General features: G+C 53.9%; 16 protein-coding genes and 1 other RNA gene. 8 read left to right on the forward strand and 9 right to left on the reverse strand.

All coding sequences use genetic code 11. The features are described from left to right. Nucleotides 1–32: 32 nt before the first annotated feature. A complete protein-coding gene (locus ASAC_RS02035) occupies nucleotides 33–443 on the reverse strand; it encodes an ATP synthase subunit c family protein (RefSeq protein WP_013266312.1) in 411 nt (136 codons plus the stop codon). A 106-nt stretch (nucleotides 444–549) separates the two neighbouring features. Then, complete coding sequence (gene dcd, locus ASAC_RS02040; RefSeq protein WP_013266313.1) at nucleotides 550–1,101, reverse strand: dCTP deaminase; 552 nt, start codon at nucleotides 1,099–1,101, stop codon at nucleotides 550–552. Between the two features lie 172 nt (nucleotides 1,102–1,273). Here dcd and ASAC_RS02045 point away from each other — a divergent pair, with 172 nt between their 5' ends. Further along, a complete protein-coding gene (locus ASAC_RS02045) occupies nucleotides 1,274–2,032 on the forward strand; it encodes a DUF1614 domain-containing protein (protein ID WP_013266314.1) in 759 nt (252 codons plus the stop codon). Here ASAC_RS02045 and ASAC_RS02050 read toward each other — a convergent pair. After that, nucleotides 2,029–3,084 (reverse strand): class I SAM-dependent methyltransferase, encoded by a 1,056-nt coding sequence (locus ASAC_RS02050; protein ID WP_013266315.1) that lies wholly within the window; start codon nucleotides 3,082–3,084, stop codon nucleotides 2,029–2,031. The genes ASAC_RS02045 and ASAC_RS02050 overlap by 4 nt on opposite strands. Nucleotides 3,085–3,100: 16 nt before the next feature. After that, an RNA gene (rnpB, locus tag ASAC_RS07660) (RNase P RNA component) lies at nucleotides 3,101–3,418 on the reverse strand. Between the two features lie 82 nt (nucleotides 3,419–3,500). Between rnpB and ASAC_RS02055 the strand changes: the two genes are divergently transcribed. Both ASAC_RS02055 and ASAC_RS02060 read left to right on the forward strand, forming a co-directional pair. After that, a complete protein-coding gene (locus tag ASAC_RS02055; protein ID WP_013266317.1) occupies nucleotides 3,501–4,367 on the forward strand; it encodes an NAD(+)/NADH kinase in 867 nt (288 codons plus the stop codon). A 16-nt stretch (nucleotides 4,368–4,383) separates the two neighbouring features. Beyond that, nucleotides 4,384–4,785 carry a PIN domain-containing protein gene (locus ASAC_RS02060; RefSeq protein ID WP_013266318.1) on the forward strand — a complete coding sequence of 134 codons (402 nt, stop codon included), beginning with the start codon at nucleotides 4,384–4,386 and terminating at the stop codon, nucleotides 4,783–4,785. Here ASAC_RS02060 and ASAC_RS02065 read toward each other — a convergent pair. Both ASAC_RS02065 and ASAC_RS02070 read right to left on the reverse strand, forming a co-directional pair. Continuing rightward, nucleotides 4,772–6,085 carry a tRNA (N(6)-L-threonylcarbamoyladenosine(37)-C(2))-methylthiotransferase gene (locus ASAC_RS02065; protein ID WP_013266319.1) on the reverse strand — a complete coding sequence of 438 codons (1,314 nt, stop codon included), beginning with the start codon at nucleotides 6,083–6,085 and terminating at the stop codon, nucleotides 4,772–4,774. The two genes, ASAC_RS02060 and ASAC_RS02065, sit on opposite strands and share 14 nt — an antisense overlap. A gap of 34 nt (nucleotides 6,086–6,119) precedes the next feature. Further along, a complete protein-coding gene (locus ASAC_RS02070) occupies nucleotides 6,120–6,593 on the reverse strand; it encodes a Holliday junction resolvase-like protein (RefSeq protein WP_158303780.1) in 474 nt (157 codons plus the stop codon). A gap of 75 nt (nucleotides 6,594–6,668) precedes the next feature. On the opposite strand from ASAC_RS02070, the gene ASAC_RS02075 reads away from it, so the two are divergent. Together ASAC_RS02075 and ASAC_RS02080 are read left to right on the forward strand one after the other, a co-directional pair. Further along, complete coding sequence (locus tag ASAC_RS02075; protein ID WP_013266321.1) at nucleotides 6,669–8,279, forward strand: CTP synthase; 1,611 nt, start codon at nucleotides 6,669–6,671, stop codon at nucleotides 8,277–8,279. A 120-nt stretch (nucleotides 8,280–8,399) separates the two neighbouring features. Continuing rightward, a complete protein-coding gene (locus tag ASAC_RS02080; RefSeq protein WP_013266322.1) occupies nucleotides 8,400–8,990 on the forward strand; it encodes a transcription elongation factor NusA-like protein in 591 nt (196 codons plus the stop codon). 188 nt (nucleotides 8,991–9,178) lie between these two features. Here the strand turns inward: ASAC_RS02080 and fen are convergent, their stop codons facing one another. The 3 genes from fen to ASAC_RS02095 form a co-directional block, all read right to left on the reverse strand. Continuing rightward, nucleotides 9,179–10,231 (reverse strand): flap endonuclease-1, encoded by a 1,053-nt coding sequence (fen, locus tag ASAC_RS02085; protein WP_013266323.1) that lies wholly within the window; start codon nucleotides 10,229–10,231, stop codon nucleotides 9,179–9,181. Between the two features lie 37 nt (nucleotides 10,232–10,268). Then, nucleotides 10,269–10,553 (reverse strand): hypothetical protein, encoded by a 285-nt coding sequence (locus ASAC_RS02090; protein ID WP_048812736.1) that lies wholly within the window; start codon nucleotides 10,551–10,553, stop codon nucleotides 10,269–10,271. Nucleotides 10,554–10,723: 170 nt separating this feature from the next. After that, on the reverse strand, nucleotides 10,724–12,946 hold the full coding sequence (locus ASAC_RS02095; RefSeq protein ID WP_013266325.1) for a CDC48 family AAA ATPase: 2,223 nt from the start codon (nucleotides 12,944–12,946) through the stop codon (nucleotides 10,724–10,726). 156 nt (nucleotides 12,947–13,102) lie between these two features. On the opposite strand from ASAC_RS02095, the gene ASAC_RS07755 reads away from it, so the two are divergent. The 3 genes from ASAC_RS07755 to ASAC_RS02105 are packed head-to-tail and all read left to right on the forward strand — an operon-like array spanning nucleotide 13,103 to nucleotide 15,841. Beyond that, complete coding sequence (locus ASAC_RS07755) at nucleotides 13,103–13,354, forward strand: hypothetical protein (protein WP_148217107.1); 252 nt, start codon at nucleotides 13,103–13,105, stop codon at nucleotides 13,352–13,354. Nucleotides 13,355–13,386: 32 nt separating this feature from the next. Continuing rightward, nucleotides 13,387–14,862 (forward strand): B12-binding domain-containing radical SAM protein, encoded by a 1,476-nt coding sequence (locus tag ASAC_RS02100; protein WP_420805105.1) that lies wholly within the window; start codon nucleotides 13,387–13,389, stop codon nucleotides 14,860–14,862. After that, on the forward strand, nucleotides 14,852–15,841 hold the full coding sequence (locus ASAC_RS02105; RefSeq protein ID WP_013266328.1) for a flippase-like domain-containing protein: 990 nt from the start codon (nucleotides 14,852–14,854) through the stop codon (nucleotides 15,839–15,841). The genes ASAC_RS02100 and ASAC_RS02105 overlap by 11 nt, the downstream gene beginning before the upstream one ends. The last annotated feature ends 2 nt before the right edge of the window (nucleotides 15,842–15,843 follow it).

Below are 15,843 nucleotides of genomic sequence, written 5' to 3' on the forward strand. Positions count from 1 at the left end.
CTAACTTATAAAAAATCATAAAGGGGCCAGGCTTAGGCTGTAGGCAGCACGAACACCACTATTATAGCCACTAACAGCCCATAGATTGCAATTCCCTCGCCGAGCACGACGAAGAGGAAAGCCGTTCCGAATATCTCCCTCTTCTCGGCGACAGCGCTTATAGCTGACGCTCCGGCGACGGCTACTGCATAGCCGCCTCCGATACCGGCGAGCCCCACAGCTAGCCCGGCTCCGATGGCCTTACCGACAACTGACATGTAGTAGGGCGACGCCTGGTCGGCAGTGGCGGCAGCCTGAGCGTGGGAGACGGCAAGCCCAGTTGCTATGGCTGCTGCCAGGGAGACTAGGGCCACTAGAATCAACACGGCCCTGTACTTAGGCCTTGACCAGGCCTCCCTGAGCACTAGGCTTAAGCCCTCTAGGTAGCTCTTCCTGGAAACCATTGGCCGACACCAACAAAGGCTTAACTTTAGCAGCCCTATTTAAGTGCTGAGCTGAGGGAGGTCTGAGTTTTCCATGGTATACCACTGTGAGTAGTAACATGGGCTGTCACGTTTTCGCCTGCATTTCCCCAAAGAACTGCGGGAGCCTGACCCCCTTCTGCCCCCTGTACCTCCCGCTGTAGGGCCTCGTCGAGGGGGTCTCCATCTTGACTAGCACAAGGTGCAGGAACCTGTCGCCCACGTAGAGCTTCACTGGGAACTCGCTCCCTATGACCTCTATGGTTAGCTGCCCCTCAAAGCCAGCGTCAACGACGGTGCTGGGTATGTATATGCCCGTCCTGGCCCACGTGCTCCTGAGGTTCACGAGGCCCGCCACGTAGGGCGGCAGCCTTATGTACTCCGCCGTGTGAAGCAGGTAGTGCCTGTGAGGCGCAATGATGAAGCTTCCTCCCTCCCCAGCATCCCTGCAGTCGTAGAACTCTCCTGGGTCCCCTGGCGACCTGGGATCCAGCACGGTTCCGGTGCTCCTGAACTCACAGTAGGTGCTCCCCAGCCTGAGGTCAAGGCCGTTCTCCCTTATGACCTCGTCGTCCAGCGGCTCTATGCCCAGCTCCCCTGCCCTTATGAGTGTCTCGATGTCCCTGTCGCTGAGTATCATAGATGATTCCCCTTGCTCATATTTATTCTAGGACGGCAAGGTAGTTACATCTTTAGGGTCGATATTACCTTACCCTGCCTAAGGAAATTGTAGACAACCTATTCAACTGCAAGTAACTCGGATCTTAAATTTTAAATCTTTGAATATCTAGTTGGCCTGGGAGCGCGACTTAATGGATAGGGATGAAATACAGAACAGGAAAGTGCTGATAACTTACCCAACGCATCCAATGTTCCTATGGGCTTACCTTGCAGTGGCCTTGATTTTAGCAGTCCTCTTCTCGAGGTTTCCGCTCTACGTTGCAGAGGTCTCTTATAGCAGTGACTCCTTAGAGCTGGCGTCGATAGCTATAGCACTTATAGTGTTAAGTCCTATACTGAGCTTCATAAACCTTGTAATTAAGAAGCTTAACACTGGAGTCATTGCCAGTGAAATCGAGCTTAACTATGTAGAGTTTTTTGGAATACCAATACCGATACCGAGGCTTAGGATGCGCGAGGTGAAGACGCTTTTAGCCATGAATGTGGGCGGCGCCCTTGTGCCGATAACCACATCCGCTATATTCTCATATTTGCTGGTCAACTCTCCCTATAAGGGCATGTTCGTGGCCTCCGCTGCCATAGATGTAATAGTAGTCGCAGCTGTTACATACGCACTTTCAAGGCCTATGCCAGGCGTGGGCATTGTGGTGCCCGCCTTTATCCCGCCCTTAATAGCGGCCTTTGTTGCCATAGCTACAAGCGGCTTTGGAGTCCCGGCGGCGGCCGCCGCCTACATAGGCGGTTCCTTGGGCAGCCTCCTTGGAGCTGACGTCATTAGGCTATCGCGGAGCTACAGGAATCTAACGGCCACGGTACTAAGTATAGGCGGCGCTGGGGTATTTGATGGGGTGTTCATGAGCGGAGTCCTTGCGTTTCTCCTGGCCATCTAGAGGCTGAGCGAGTTAGGGCGTCTCGCATAACCCTTTACTTCAAGGTCAACCACGTATATGGACTTGGAGGGACTGTACTCTATGGCTTTGCGCGAAGATACAACTGTGAACTCCTTGCAGGTTCTCGAAGCCTCCTCAGCTATTGCCCTGATTGCTAGGTCTTCACTTTCAGCTAGATAGTAAACATGAAGTATGGATCCACTTGCGAGGGAAAGCTGGCAGGCAGCCTCTATGAACTTAGGCGAAGAAGTAGGGTTGTTCATTATTATCCTGTCAAAGCCTCCCTTAAGCAGTGATGGCAGGGCGCTGGCGTCGGACCTCGTAATAGTTACGTTGCCCTTAAGCAGCTTCCTGTTAAGCCTGGCATTAGCGCCTGCCAGGGCAGCTGCGTAGGGGTTAAGGTCATTAGCTATCACTGAGGCCCTCCTCCTGGATGCTATTAACAGTGAAAAAGGCGCTACGCCGCAGAACATGTCAAGCACCCTCTCGCCGCTTTCTACTAGCGATGATATCCTAAGCCTTTCCCCGGAAAGCCTGGGGTTAAAGTACGTCCTGGCGACGTCCACGTAGAGCCTGAGGCCTGACTCCTTGGTTATAGTAATAGTGTTGCCATCACCGTATATGAGCACCAGCTGGGGGAGCCTCAGCTCGCCAGTAGTTCCAAGTTTTAGAAACACTGAGGTCACCCTAGGATACATCCTCGAAATCGCCTCGGCGGCCCTTACGTAAGCTGGAATCCCGACGCTGGAATTGTAGTTCAATAAAACAATGCTGCCTATAATTAGGAAGCCGGATAGCCCTGGCACTTCGTCGGAGAGCTTGCTGGGTCTCCCCTTGACATCGAATGTTTCTTTGCAGGGCCTGGCGCTTATACCCTCGGTTAAAAGCGCAGAGATAGCCCTCTCGACATTGTTAACTGGCACTGCAAGCTCATCACTTCCAAGCCTTCTGGGTTTTAAGTTGGTCAGGAGCCCTGCTAGCCTGAGCATCTTCAGCGTCCTGTCGGCGTCCGTTAGCTTAATTGCTATGCAGTCATGATATTCACTGGCCAAGTTAGCAGCACCTGGGAGGCCGAGGCTATAACCCGCCTTCTGTACTTCGGCGGCATTTGACTCAGCGGTCTCCAGGGCCTCCCGCGGCCCCTCACAGGCCCTGGCCTTGCTCCGCCGGGGACGGCCGTTTCACCGCATCCCCCGCGGTCCTCGACCGGTTACTGCGGGCCTGTCGCCAGGCCCGCCTCGCGGAGTCATCGCCATGCCGTGGGGGCCGTGTCGTCTCTGTGCCGTTGCCCAGGGGCCTGCCCTGGCCCCTTGCGGGGTCCGGCTGCCGCTGGGAGGGCGGTGTTTCCTCAGGCCCTCTCGGGCCCGTGGCCGCCAGCCTCGGCCTCCCAGGGTTTCATTAAATGTCGGGGACGCAAGTAATAAGGGTTGGCTGTAAGTGAGATATCTGCGGCAGTAAGTGAGGCGGCTTGACAGAAAGGGAGGCGGTTGGAATAGTTGCTAGGCCATCAAGTGGCATTGCTGAGGGCCTTGCACTAAAGGCAGCGGAGGTCCTTAGGCAGCTCGGGGTGGAGCCCCTTGTTGAGGCGGAGACCGCCGCTGCATACAGTAACACCTTGGGGAAGCTGGGAACCTTTAACATAGAACGCGATCCGCCGCATAAGGTGATAGTGATAGGCGGCGACGGGACCCTGCTCAGGGCAGCGATAAGGTCTGGGAGCAACGAAGTTGTTTTCCTTGCAGTGCGCGCAGGCAAGCGCGGTTTCCTCTTAGACGTCGATGAGTCAGTGCTGAGCGAGAGAATTAGGGACTTCGTTAACGACAAGTATGAACTGGTGCTCCACCAGCGCATCAAAGCTTACGTGAACGGTAATCAACTCCCCTGCGCCGTAAATGATGTCGTCATATTTACTTCGGAGGGCTCCATGGTCAGGCTTGACGTCTATCATGATGAGGAGAAGCTTAGGGAAAGGGTTATGGGAGTTGACGGCGATGGGCTCATAATATCCACTACAACGGGCTCCACAGCATATAGCCTTAATGCTGGGGGGCCCATAGTGGACCCTCGGCTTGACGTAATTATCATAACGCCCCTCAATCCTGTGCAGCTATTCTTAAGACCTGTGGTTATGTCTAGGAGCAACAGGCTCAGCATAATAATGAGGGACGAAAGCGGGCCCGCTTACCTGGTCCTTGATGGCCAAGTCAAGGTTAACCTAAGGCCAGGTGACAGGGTTAACATTTATCCCTGCGAGGTCCCCCTGAAGGTGGCCAGGTTTGAGTGGTGGTCAAACTACTACGAGAGGCTCTTCGCCCGTCTGCTCAGCTATTGGTAAAGGCGTCAGCGCAGCTGTGCTAGACACAGCTGCGCTGCTGGCATCAGTCCAGCTGCACCTGCCCTTGACGTGCGTCACCACTGAGGAGGTCTACGAGGAAGTCAGAGATGAGGAGTCGAGGGCGGCTTTAGATCTCTCCGCTGGGGCTGGGAAACTCCTTGTCATCACGCCCTCAGCGGAATCGAGAAGTAAGGCCTTAGAGTACGCCAGAGCTGCCGGAGTGCTCGGAAAGCTGAGCGCCGCCGACCTAAGCGTGCTCTCCCTAGCCATAGAGCTAAGGGATTGCGGCAACAGGGTTTCTGTAGTGACGGACGATTATGCCCTTCAGTTGGCCTCTGTCCATGCAGGACTTGACGTGGTGAGGGTGAGGTACAGAGGCATTAAAGAGCTCAGGAAGGGCAAGGCTAACTTACGATAACTCCCCTCAGGTCAAAGTATGTGGCGCCCGTGATCTTAACGTCTACGAACTCTCCGTAACTTCTTAACGTGCTCGCTGGCACCGCCACAGGGAAGTAGTTGTCAAGTCTTACTGTGCTGAAGCCCTCCCTGAAACCTCTCGACGCCAACAGCCCCCTGAACCTGCCACCCACGTAACTGCCGTAAATTTCAACGCCTATCTTCTTAATTACTTCCTGTATTCTCAGGCTCCGCTCCTTCTTGACAGGCTCGGGCACCTGAGGCATGGAGGCCGAGGCTGTCCTGGGCCTTATGCTATACTGGGCGAGGTAGACCCTCTCAAACTTGAGTTCCTCCACCAGCCTGACGCTGTTCATAAAAGCCCCTTCATCCTCGCCTGGATGGCCTACTATGATGTCTGTGGCAAAGAGCGAGGATGGGTACTTAGCTTTAACCTTGCTATGAAGTTCCTTGAACTCAGCCACGGTGTACCTGCGGTTCATTATTTTAAGCACGCGGTCGTCGCCGCTCTGGACAGGTATGTGAAAGAACTTGAAGACGCGTCCATCGCGGTAAACGTCCAGCAGGTCATCAATTATCTCCATGGCCTGATTCGGCGTCATCATGCCAATTCTGAGCCTGTACTCGCCTGGCACCTTATCAAGTATATCCGCTATGAGGTCGGGAAGCCTTGGCTTGCCGGGCAGGTCTACGCCATAAGCTGCCGCGTCCTGCCCGGTGAGCCTAATTTCCCTTGCCCCGCCCTGCACCAGGTCCCTAACTATACTGACTATGGCCCTAGGAGGGTATGACTTCAGGTACCTCCTTGCCAGCTTGGTCTCGCAGAAGCTGCAGTTCTCAAGGCAGCCCTCGGATATCATTACCGTGGCTACGCTGTCCCTCGTTGGAGGCTTTGGCAAGAAGTTTACATCTCTCTCACCATCTAGCATGTAGATGGGCCTATCAAGAGTGACCGCGTCGAGTATTCTAGTCACGTTCTGAGGAGATACCAGGCTGGCTGCAGGGGCTGTCCTCAGGATCAGGGAGGGCCTAGCCTTGGAGAGGCAGCCGCTCACTACGAGCTTCTTGCCCTGAAGCGACAGGCCATTTAACTCCTTAAGCCTTTTCACTATTTTGGCTTCCGTGTCGAGCCTCACTGCGCAGGTGTTAACTATTATTACATCTGCTTCCCTCGGGTCCTTGCACTCCTCATAGCCGGCACCTCTAAGGATGCTCCTCATTATCTCGCTGTCGAACTCCGACAGGGCGCAGCCATAGGTCTCAATGTAGTACTTGGTCGTGGAGCCCACCGAAACCTTCAAAGTGGCCTGAACTTTTCTGCTTTAGTTATAACTGTTAGCGCCTTAGAAGGTCCTCAGCCTTAACAACCTCGAACGAGACCCTGCAGCTCTCCACAGCGTCTTTGACTGCCTTCTCCCTGTCGGTCAGCTTCGAATCGCCGCTCTTAAGCTCAACAAACCTTACATAAACTCTCTTACCATCTTCAAGCCCGTCAAATACTACGAAGTCTACTGGGCTTCCGAGGAACCTCACGTCCTTTGGGTTGAACTTAAATCCAGGCAAAATAGGGGCGAGCTGCTCATATATCTTGCCTGCAGTGACGGCCGAACTTCTCTTGGCGGCGTCCTCCCTGGCCCTATCTACTATGGCCGCGGCCATCTCTCGGGCTCTGGCATCAGCGAGCTTATCTATGTTCATTTCCAGGGTCTTCAAGGACCTCTGGGCCAGGGCTAGCCTAACCGTCTGGACCACTATAATTATTAGTTCTGCCAGTATTATTGAAGCTATGAGATAATACAGGATCTGCATCATCCCACCTTGCTCTAACCGCGGCTGGAGCGCTTACCGTTAAAAGAGCTACTAGTCCAGAGACCAGGAGGCACAGTGCCAGAGACGAAATACGTGTTCATAACTGGCGGCGTGATGTCAGGCATAGGCAAAGGCATAGTGTCGGCCTCCACGGGCCTTCTGCTTAAGTCCCGTGGATACAGGGTTGGCATAGTTAAGGTTGACCCCTACCTTAATGTTGACGCAGGAACTATGAATCCGTACGCCCACGGCGAGGTCTACGTCACTGAAGATGGCGGTGAGACCGACCTAGACCTAGGCCATTATGAGAGGTTCCTTGGGGAGAACCTAAGCAAGAAACACAACATAACTACTGGCCAGGTCTACTACAACGTCATAATGAAGGAGAGGAAGGGCGAATACCTAGGCAAGACTGTGCAGATAATACCTCATATAACTGACGAGATAAAGCAGCGCTTATCTTCAGTTGCCCGCGAGACTGGAGTTGACGTATTAGTTGTAGAGATCGGCGGCACTGTAGGCGACATAGAGGGGCTCCCGTTCCTAGAGGCGGCCAGGCAGATGTATGTTGAGCTAGGCTCAAACAACGTGGCATTCGTTCACGTTGCCTGGGCCCCAGTGCTGAGCACCACGGGAGAGCAGAAGACAAAGCCTGTGCAGCACAGCGTTTACGAGCTTCGCAGGATAGGGATCCAGCCCAACATGGTCGTGGTTAGAAGTCCAAGGCCCCTTGAGGCTGAGTCCCGCCAGAAGATAGCGCTTTTCTCTAACCTATCTCCCTCGGACGTGATAAGTGATCACGATGTAGACTATGTCTATGAGGTCCCACTGCTCCTTGAGTCCCAGGGTTATGCGGCCAGGCTACTGTCGAGGCTGGGCCTTCAGGACAGGGAGCCGGATCTTGAGGCCTGGAAATCCTTTGTCGACAGGCTCAAGAGCATCGAGAAGACCGTCAACATAGCCATGGTGGGCAAGTATACCAAGCTGAGGGACAGCTACCTCAGCATAGTTGAGGCGCTGAGGCACGCCGGGGTTGCAGTTGGCGTTAAGCCGAACTTAGTCTGGGTCGAGGCTACAGAGGTTGAGGAGGGCAAGATAAAGGTTGAGGATGTTCTGTCGACCGTCGACGGCGCTGTTGTGCTGCCCGGCTTTGGGAAGCGCGGCGCAGAGGGCAAGATAAGGGCCATTAAGTACCTGAGGGAGAATAACATACCAACGCTAGGGATTTGCTTTGGGCTCCAGCTATCGGTGGTGGAGTTTGCCCGTGATGTGGTAGGTCTCGAGAATGCAAATAGCACGGAGATAGACCCAAGCACCCCTTACCCTGTGGTTGACCTGCTTCCATGGGAGCGCGACGTTAAGGAGCTTGGAGGCACGCTAAGGCTTGGAGCCTCACAGATAAACCTAGTCAAAGGCACCCAGCTCTATGACCTGTACGGTAGGGACGTGATATATGAGAGGCATAGGCACAGGTATGAGGTTAACCCTAAGTATGTTGAGAAGCTCGTCGAGGCGGGCCTTATAGTAAGTGCCTGGAGCCCGCAGGGCCTAGTTGAGGCGGCAGAGCTGCCGCGCAAGGAGCACAAGTTCTTCATAGGCACGCAGCCCCACCCAGAGTTCAAGAGCAGGCCCCTGTCACCCAGCCCACCCTATGTGGGCCTACTCAGGGCTGCCCAGACGAAGTGATAGCAAGCCAGCACTGGGGCCTGCGCCTAACCTTAGTTAAGGGCCCTCGGTTACAGCATTAATTTTAAAGTAAACGTTTAAGCTTTCCTGCTCACATGTAGCTCTTTGGTGTAACAGAATATGCAGATACCCTTAGACAAGATCTGCGTCAAGAGCGGGGTGCTCTGTGACAAGTGCAAGGCTAAGATAGACTCTGGAAAGTACCAAGGCTGGGAAGTCGATGTGATGAGGGCCCTTCTGAACCTCGAGTCAAACTTTAGGGAACTGAAGAACGCCTCCTACAGAAAGTCCGTGATAGTGGGGGATACGCTTTACATAGTGCTAGACAATGTTACTGTGGTTAGCAGGCAGTTAGCTAGGGCCCTGGAGAAGGAGCTTTCAAGCCTTAACATTAGGAGGATATTTGTCGTGCCGGGCTCAAATGACCCAAGGAAACTCATAGAGAGCCTGCTGCCCTCCCAGGTGCTCTCCGTGAACACCTACTACGCGCCTGACGGCTCGACCTACTATATAGCTAAGCTGCCCTCGAATGAGAGGTGGAGGATATCGGAGTTAGAGCAGAGCACCAAGGCCGTCTTCAAGTCGCTGAGCGGCAGCGACCTCTACATAGAGTACGAGAACGTAACTGTGCCAGGCCGTCCTCGGGACCTTGAGGAGAGCAAGATAGATAAGACAAAGCTCTCGGACGTCCTGCGTCGCATAGGTAGCTAAGCGGCAGGCCGCGGACTCTTATGAGAAGCCCTGCCCTCAGGGGCAGGGAGCTTATAAAGTCTTGACGGGCTCTATGCTGGGGTTAGCACGCGGCCCTGAGCGAGGCGATGATTCTAGGCAGCGAGGACCGCTCTAACCATGATGGACTCTCTAGGCGTCAAAGAACTCGCCCTAGTGTTGGGAGGAGTTCAGCCAAACCACATGTCCAGCCTGGACTGCTTCCCCCTCAGGTTCTCCTTGAATGCCTTAGCAAGCCTCTCAGCAGCCTTGACAACTCTGTCCTCGCTGAAGTCATGCTCTCTGACCAACAGCTCCTTAATCTTTTCAACGTCGGGCTCCTTGAAAAGTATCCTGTAGTCGGAGCTCACTGGAGGCTTAGCAAAGTAATCAAATATCTTAAAGGGGTCGACGTCTCCAGGAAGCTGCGACTTTATGGACTCCAGAGCCTTGGTGACGTCCTTCACGCCCTTGACGAAGTTAAGGGCAGTCTTAGGTCCATAGCCTTTGATGCCGTCTGGGTCAAAGTCCGTCCCTACCAGTATGCCCAGGAGTATTAGCTGCTCCCTAGTTATGCCCAGCGCCTTAAGCATGGCGTTGAGGTCTATGATCTCAGGCTTAACCTCGACGTACTCGTCCTTGTTAGGCAGCTTTCTTTTACCAGTTATTGCCAGGTTCCTGACCAGCCTGGGGGCGCCGAAGAGCAGGCTGTCATAGTCCTGGCTCCCCGCGGCCCAGGCGTCGCCCTTTTGAGCCAGGTGAGCCGCCTGCGCCTCCCCATCAGCTGGCGCCTGAACCCATGGTATGCCCATATAGTCTAGCAGCCTCTTGGCCTCGCTTACCATGTCGCTGGAGAGCTCAGAGGTCGCCTGGGCGTACTTCCTGGCCTCCTCAATGGAGCCGGACTCCTTGGCCTTGGCATACTTCTCCGCGGCCTCCTTCTTCCTCGCGACCCTCTCCTCTATCTCTTTCCTCTTCATCTCCGGCGGCTTGCCGTCAAAGACGTAGACCGGCTTCAGGCCCTCCTCCACGAGGTTTATAGTCCTGTAGAAGAGCCCGCTCAGGTGGCTTGTGACCCTTCCCTGCGAGTCCTTGAGTGGGGTGCCGTCGGGCTGCCTTATTGCTGAGAGGAACTGGTAAAGCATGTTGTAGCCGTCTAGGGCAATCACATAGCCCTTAAGCGCCTTCAGGTCGACTTCGCGCCTCGCTTGGTCAGGTATTATGTCCCTAATGTTAACGCCCACGGAGGCCCCCTTGTATGTTAGGAGCCTGCGAAGCTATCTATGTTTGCTGCTCTTCTACGCTTTTGGCCTCCTCAGCGTTTCCATGACGTCCTACAAACTCTATCTGTCTGTCCTCCTTTGTGCTGGAGCTTACCCTGACAAGTCCCATAATTTCAAGTTTGAGGAGAATCTTTGTCAGGTCAGCCAAGGAAATGGAGTACCCATTCTTGATAAGGTAGGATAACACCTCCTCGTCAGTCACTGGAACTTTGCCATCGCTAGTCATCTCCCTCAGGGTTTCATACACTATGTTTATTAGAGGTTGATTGTACCATACGGACAACCCTGTTCACCGTCTGCGGAGTAGCTTAACGCTGTCCTCCAAACAGATTAACTTACCTGAGAGTAGTTTAAAATTTTACTTTTAATTATAACGTGTTATAATGAAAGGGAGCAGCGGCAGCTTAAGGTTAAGGCCGTAAAGGTCGTCGGCCTTTCTCTAGATTTGAATAATTACAGCGAGAGAGAAGGCTGCGATGGCCTCTGTGATGACACGCTTATCTGCCTTGCAGTTTCGAGCCACCTAAGGTAGAAGTCTATCATATACTTAGTCACGCTGGGTCTGACCTTGTTAAGGGCCTGCTCGAAATGCTTGAACTTCACTATCGGGGAGTTTATATCCTCCCTCAGCGCGGTGAGCGCCGCCTCCCTCACAAGCGCGGCTAGGTCTGCGCCGGTGTAGCCGTTGGTCATCTTTGCCAGCTCGGCTAAGTCGACGTCCTCAGCTAAGGGCACGTTGCGCGTGTGTATCTTCAGGATCTCCAGTCTGCCCTTCTCGTCTGGCGGAGGCACGTATATGAGCTTCTCAAACCTGCCAGGCCTGAGCAGGGCTGGGTCCACGAGGTCAGGCCTGTTGGTGGCCGCTATTACTACCACGTTCTCAAGGTTGGTTATCCCATCTATCTCTGTGAGCAACTGGCTCACTATTCTCTCGCCAACGTTGCTGTCCTCCTCGGTTCCCCTAAGGCTCGCTATCGACTCTATCTCGTCGAAGAACACGACAGCCGGCGCGTACTGTCTGGCTTTCTTGAATATCTCCCTTATGGCCTTCTCGCTCTCGCCGACCCACTTGCTCAGCACCTCGGGCCCCCTTATGGCTATGAAGTTGGCCCCGCTCTCGGTGGCCACCGCCTTGGCAAGCATTGTCTTCCCGGTGCCCGGCGGGCCGAAGAGCAGCACGCCCTTTGGAGGCTCAATGCCAAGCCTGCTGAATGAGTTGGGATACTTCAGCGGCCACTCAACTATTTCCCTGAGCTCCTGTTTAACGTCCTCGAGGCCGCCTATGTCGCTCCAGTGAACCTCAGGCACCTCAACTTCTATCTCCCTCAGGCCGCTGGGGGTTACCTCCTTGAACGCCGCAAGGAAATCCTGCATTGTGACTACCATTCTCTCTAACAGCTCCGTAGGTATCTTCTCCTGGTCTATGTCTATTTCAGGCAGGTATCTCCTTAGGGCGTGCATGGCTGCCTCCTTGGCCAGCGCCGCTAGGTCAGCGCCTGTGTAGCCCTTGGTCATCTCAGCCAGCTTTTCAAGGTCTACGTCGTCTGCCAGCGGCATGTGTCTGGTGTGTATCTGAAGTATCTCAAGCCTTCCCTGTTTATCTGGTACCGGTACCTCTATCTCCCTGTCAAACCTCCCGGGCCTCCTGAGGGCAGGGTCTATGGCGTTGGGTCTGTTAGTGGCCCCTATTACTATGACCTGCCCCCTCCCCTCAAGGCCGTCCATTAGGGCCAGGAGCTGCGCGACAACCCTTCTCTCGACCTCACCTATGACCTCGTCCCTCTTCGGCGCTATGGCGTCAATCTCGTCAATAAAGATGATGGCTGGCGCGTTCTTCTTAGCCTCCTCAAATATTTCCCTCAGCCTCTGCTCGCTCTCGCCGTAGAACTTGCTCATGATCTCAGGGCCATTTATCGCAACAAAGTACGCGTCGCTCTCGGTGGCGACGGCCTTGGCCAAGAGCGTTTTCCCAGTACCTGGAGGCCCGTAGAGCAGGACCCCCTTGGGAGGCTCAATGCCAAGCCTGCTGAAGAGCTCTGGGTGCCTCAGGGGCAGCTCCACGAGCTCCCTAATTCTGGCTATGACTTCATGCAGGCCTCCTATGTCCTCATATGTAACCTTTGGGAACGAGGTGGTTATAGGCTTCTCCAACACATCAACAGCGGTCTTCTCAGTTACCACCACGACGCCCCTTGGCTTGGTATCTATTACCACCAGCTGCACGGCCTGCCCTATTACAGGTATCTGAACTATGTCGTTCTCAACGAGCGGAAGGCCTATGAGCTTCTTCTTCACGTACTTCTTGAAGCTGTCGTCTATCGATATTGAGTGTATGGTGGGCGCTAACTTAACCCTTATGGCCTGTTTAGGCTCAGCCTTCCTAACTATGACCTTGTCACCTATGTTGACGTCCGCGTTCCTCCTGAGGCTGCCGTCCATCCTTATTATGTCAAGCCCTGCGTCCTCGGGCAGCGCTGGCCACACTATGGCGGCTGTCTTCTTCTTGCCCTCTATCTCTACTATGTCACCAGCCTCAACGCCCAGCTCCTTCATTATATCGATGTCTATTCTTACCCTCTTTCTGCCTGAGTCCCTTGGCTTGGTCTCAGAGACCCTTAGGACGACTTCTTTAGATGGAGGCCTCTGTTGGTTTTGGTTGCTGTTGTTTTCGGCCAACTAAGCGCACCTCCAATATTCCTCCTGTGTCGGGCCTAATAAAATGGAGCTCTTTAGATTAAAAATAAAAACAAAGATAAAAATAAATTAGATTAATACTAATATTAGAGGACCTTTTTATAGGTGCCCTTCAGTTATGGAAGGCGGAGATAGCATTTGCAGGTGCAACAGAAGAAGTTTACACTTGATATTAATAGTTATCATATAATTAGATGGGACCCAAAGGTCCAGGGAGAGGACGATCTCAGGAAAATGCTGGCCGACAGCCTGAAGAAGGGAGCCAAAAGGGTAGCTATCATAGTTAAATCAGATGACGTCGACTATATGGTAAAGGCCAGAGAAGTCATAGCTGGCTTCATAGCTCAAACCATAGTAATCTTTAAGGAGAAGGAGGTGGAGATAGCTTGACATTCGATGTTGTGATAACTACGGATAGAAGCATGATGACCGATCATCATCATCACGAGTTCCTGGGGTTCATGACGACGGGGCCCGCCTTTGGGGTCCCTGAGTGGGTATGGAGGTGGATAGCGGCACCAAAGCCCAAGGTAGACAGCCTGGGAAGGCCTAAGGTGGCGCCCTACGGACTCAGGAAGATAGAGGCCGCCCTGGTCGACGCTGGTTTTAACGCTGCAGTCGTGGACCCTGACCATATAAGCAAACACCTGGACACAATGAAGGTCCTCATGATAGGCCACCACGACTTCTTCGCCTATGGGCCGCCCAGCAGCGAGTGGTGGACTATAACGGGCAGGGAGCCCTTCAACAGGGTCAGCTTCAGGAGGTTCATGGAGAGCCCGGCCGTCAGGGAGGCCAAGAGGAGGGGTGTCAAGATAATAGTTGGAGGCCCCGCGGCCTGGCAGTGGCTCTGGAGCACTGACGAGTGGAAGAAGTGGGGCGTTGACACGGTAATTGACGGCGAGGCTGACAGGGTGGTTTCAGAGGTAGTGGACAGGGCCATCAAGGGCCAGGAGCTTCCAGACTACATATATGTAGGGCCTTATGACACGCCCGCAACTGCGGATGAAATACCTAAGATAAAGCACGCCAGCGTCAATGGACTAGTGGAGATCATGAGAGGATGCCCAAGGGGGTGCAAGTTCTGCAGCGTGACCCTAAGGCCGTGGAGGTTCATACCGGTCGACGACGTAATAAGTGAAATAAAGGTTAACATGAGCGAGGGCGAGAAGGGCATTATACTCCACAGCGAGGACGTTCTCCTCTACTACGCTGATGGCATAAAACCAAGACCTGAGGGCCTGCTAAAGCTTCACACTGCGGTGAGGCAGCTTACCGATGAACCCATAGGCTGGAGTCACGCGAGCCTGGCGGCCATAAAGTACGCTGAGGACAACTACAAGCTCATATCTAAGCTGACCGAGATAATGTTCTCAAGCGAGAAGCAGAGGTACCTGGGCGTCGAGGTTGGCCTGGAGACGGGCAGCGTCAAGCTCGCCAGGAAGGTCATGCCAGCCAAGTCAGCCCCCTACCCAACTGAGAAGTACCCAGAAGTCGTGGAGGACGCGTTCGCGATAATGCATGAACACAACGTGATCCCCGCCGCCACATTAATAATTGGCCAGCCGGGCGAGGAGCCTGATGACGTAGTAGCCACTACCGAGCTCGTGGAGAAGTTGAGGCCTTACAGGAGCCTTATAGTGCCCATGTTCTTCGTGCCCATGGGGGCTTTCAAGAACATGGAGTGGTTCAGGAGGAACATGGTGAGGCCTGAGCACGTGGAGCTCCTCAGGGCCACGCTCAGGCACAGCGCCTACTGGGCCAGGGATATAGTGGATAGGTTCTACCTTAAGGGAACCAGGTACTTCCTAGTGAGGGCAGCGGTCAAGTGGATCATAGGGTATATAGAGAGGAAGGCCGAGGAGGCTGCTAGGGCTGTGGAGCAGCGTGGAGCCTAAAGTTAACGGCTCGGGAAGCGCTAAGAGGTACCTGGTCTTTATAGTTATACTCTTTGCGCTTCTAGTGCTCGCAATCTTTAATATAGTAGGAGGCGGTCTCGAGCACGTAGTATACTACTTGTCGCGCAGCTATGACGCTGTTCTCATAGCTGCCGCCATCATATTTCTCGAGGAGTCCCTGAAAAGCGTCAGGTTTGTCATAGCTGCCAGGTCGAGAGGGCTGAGGCTTTCCCCCTTAAGAGCCTGGGAGGCCCACTTCTCAAGCCTCTTCATAGGAATGCTGACGCCCGCGTTCTCAGGGGCCATACCTACGGCCACCGCAATAATAGGCAGCGCCACGGGGGCGCCTCCTCCAGAAGCGCTGTCGGTAGCGCTCTCAGCCACGTTCATAGACTCCGTAGTGCCAGCCGCCGTATCCTTGTACTTTGCCTGGTCACTCATGCCTAGGTCTGTGGTGGTGTTGCTGATCTCGATAACTATCATAGTTATCTGGGCCATGGTGATATCGAGAAGGCTCACGACCTGGTTTCTATCAGAGGTCTCAAGGAGGTTGAACTCTAACGCTGCGAGATTAATAGAGGGGGAAATCGAGAACATGCGGGATTCCCTAAGCCATATTATAGCGTCAAGGAGATCAATGATACCGATGCTGTTGGTGTCAGCGGCTTCCTACATTATAGAGGCGTTCTCTATCTATGTGCTTACTCTGGGAGGCCTTCACGGCTTCCTTATAGACCTCGAGGCCCTAATGATGTCATATGTAGGAGGCAACGTGCCCACGCCTGGCGGCGAGGGAGGGGTTGAGTACTCCTTAGCGTTGGTGCTCAAAGGAGTAGACGCGGTGCTGTGGAGGACTGCTTACATAATAGTTGCTATGGTCCCCATAGTGCTGCTCGGAAAGATCGTGTCTGGGTATGTAGACTACGGAAGCCTCGTTTACTCTCACTACAGGGCAATGCTCAGGGGCCGCGGGGGATAATG

It is taken from the genome of Acidilobus saccharovorans 345-15, assembly GCF_000144915.1.
GTDB lineage: Archaea > Thermoproteota > Thermoprotei_A > Sulfolobales > Acidilobaceae > Acidilobus > Acidilobus saccharovorans.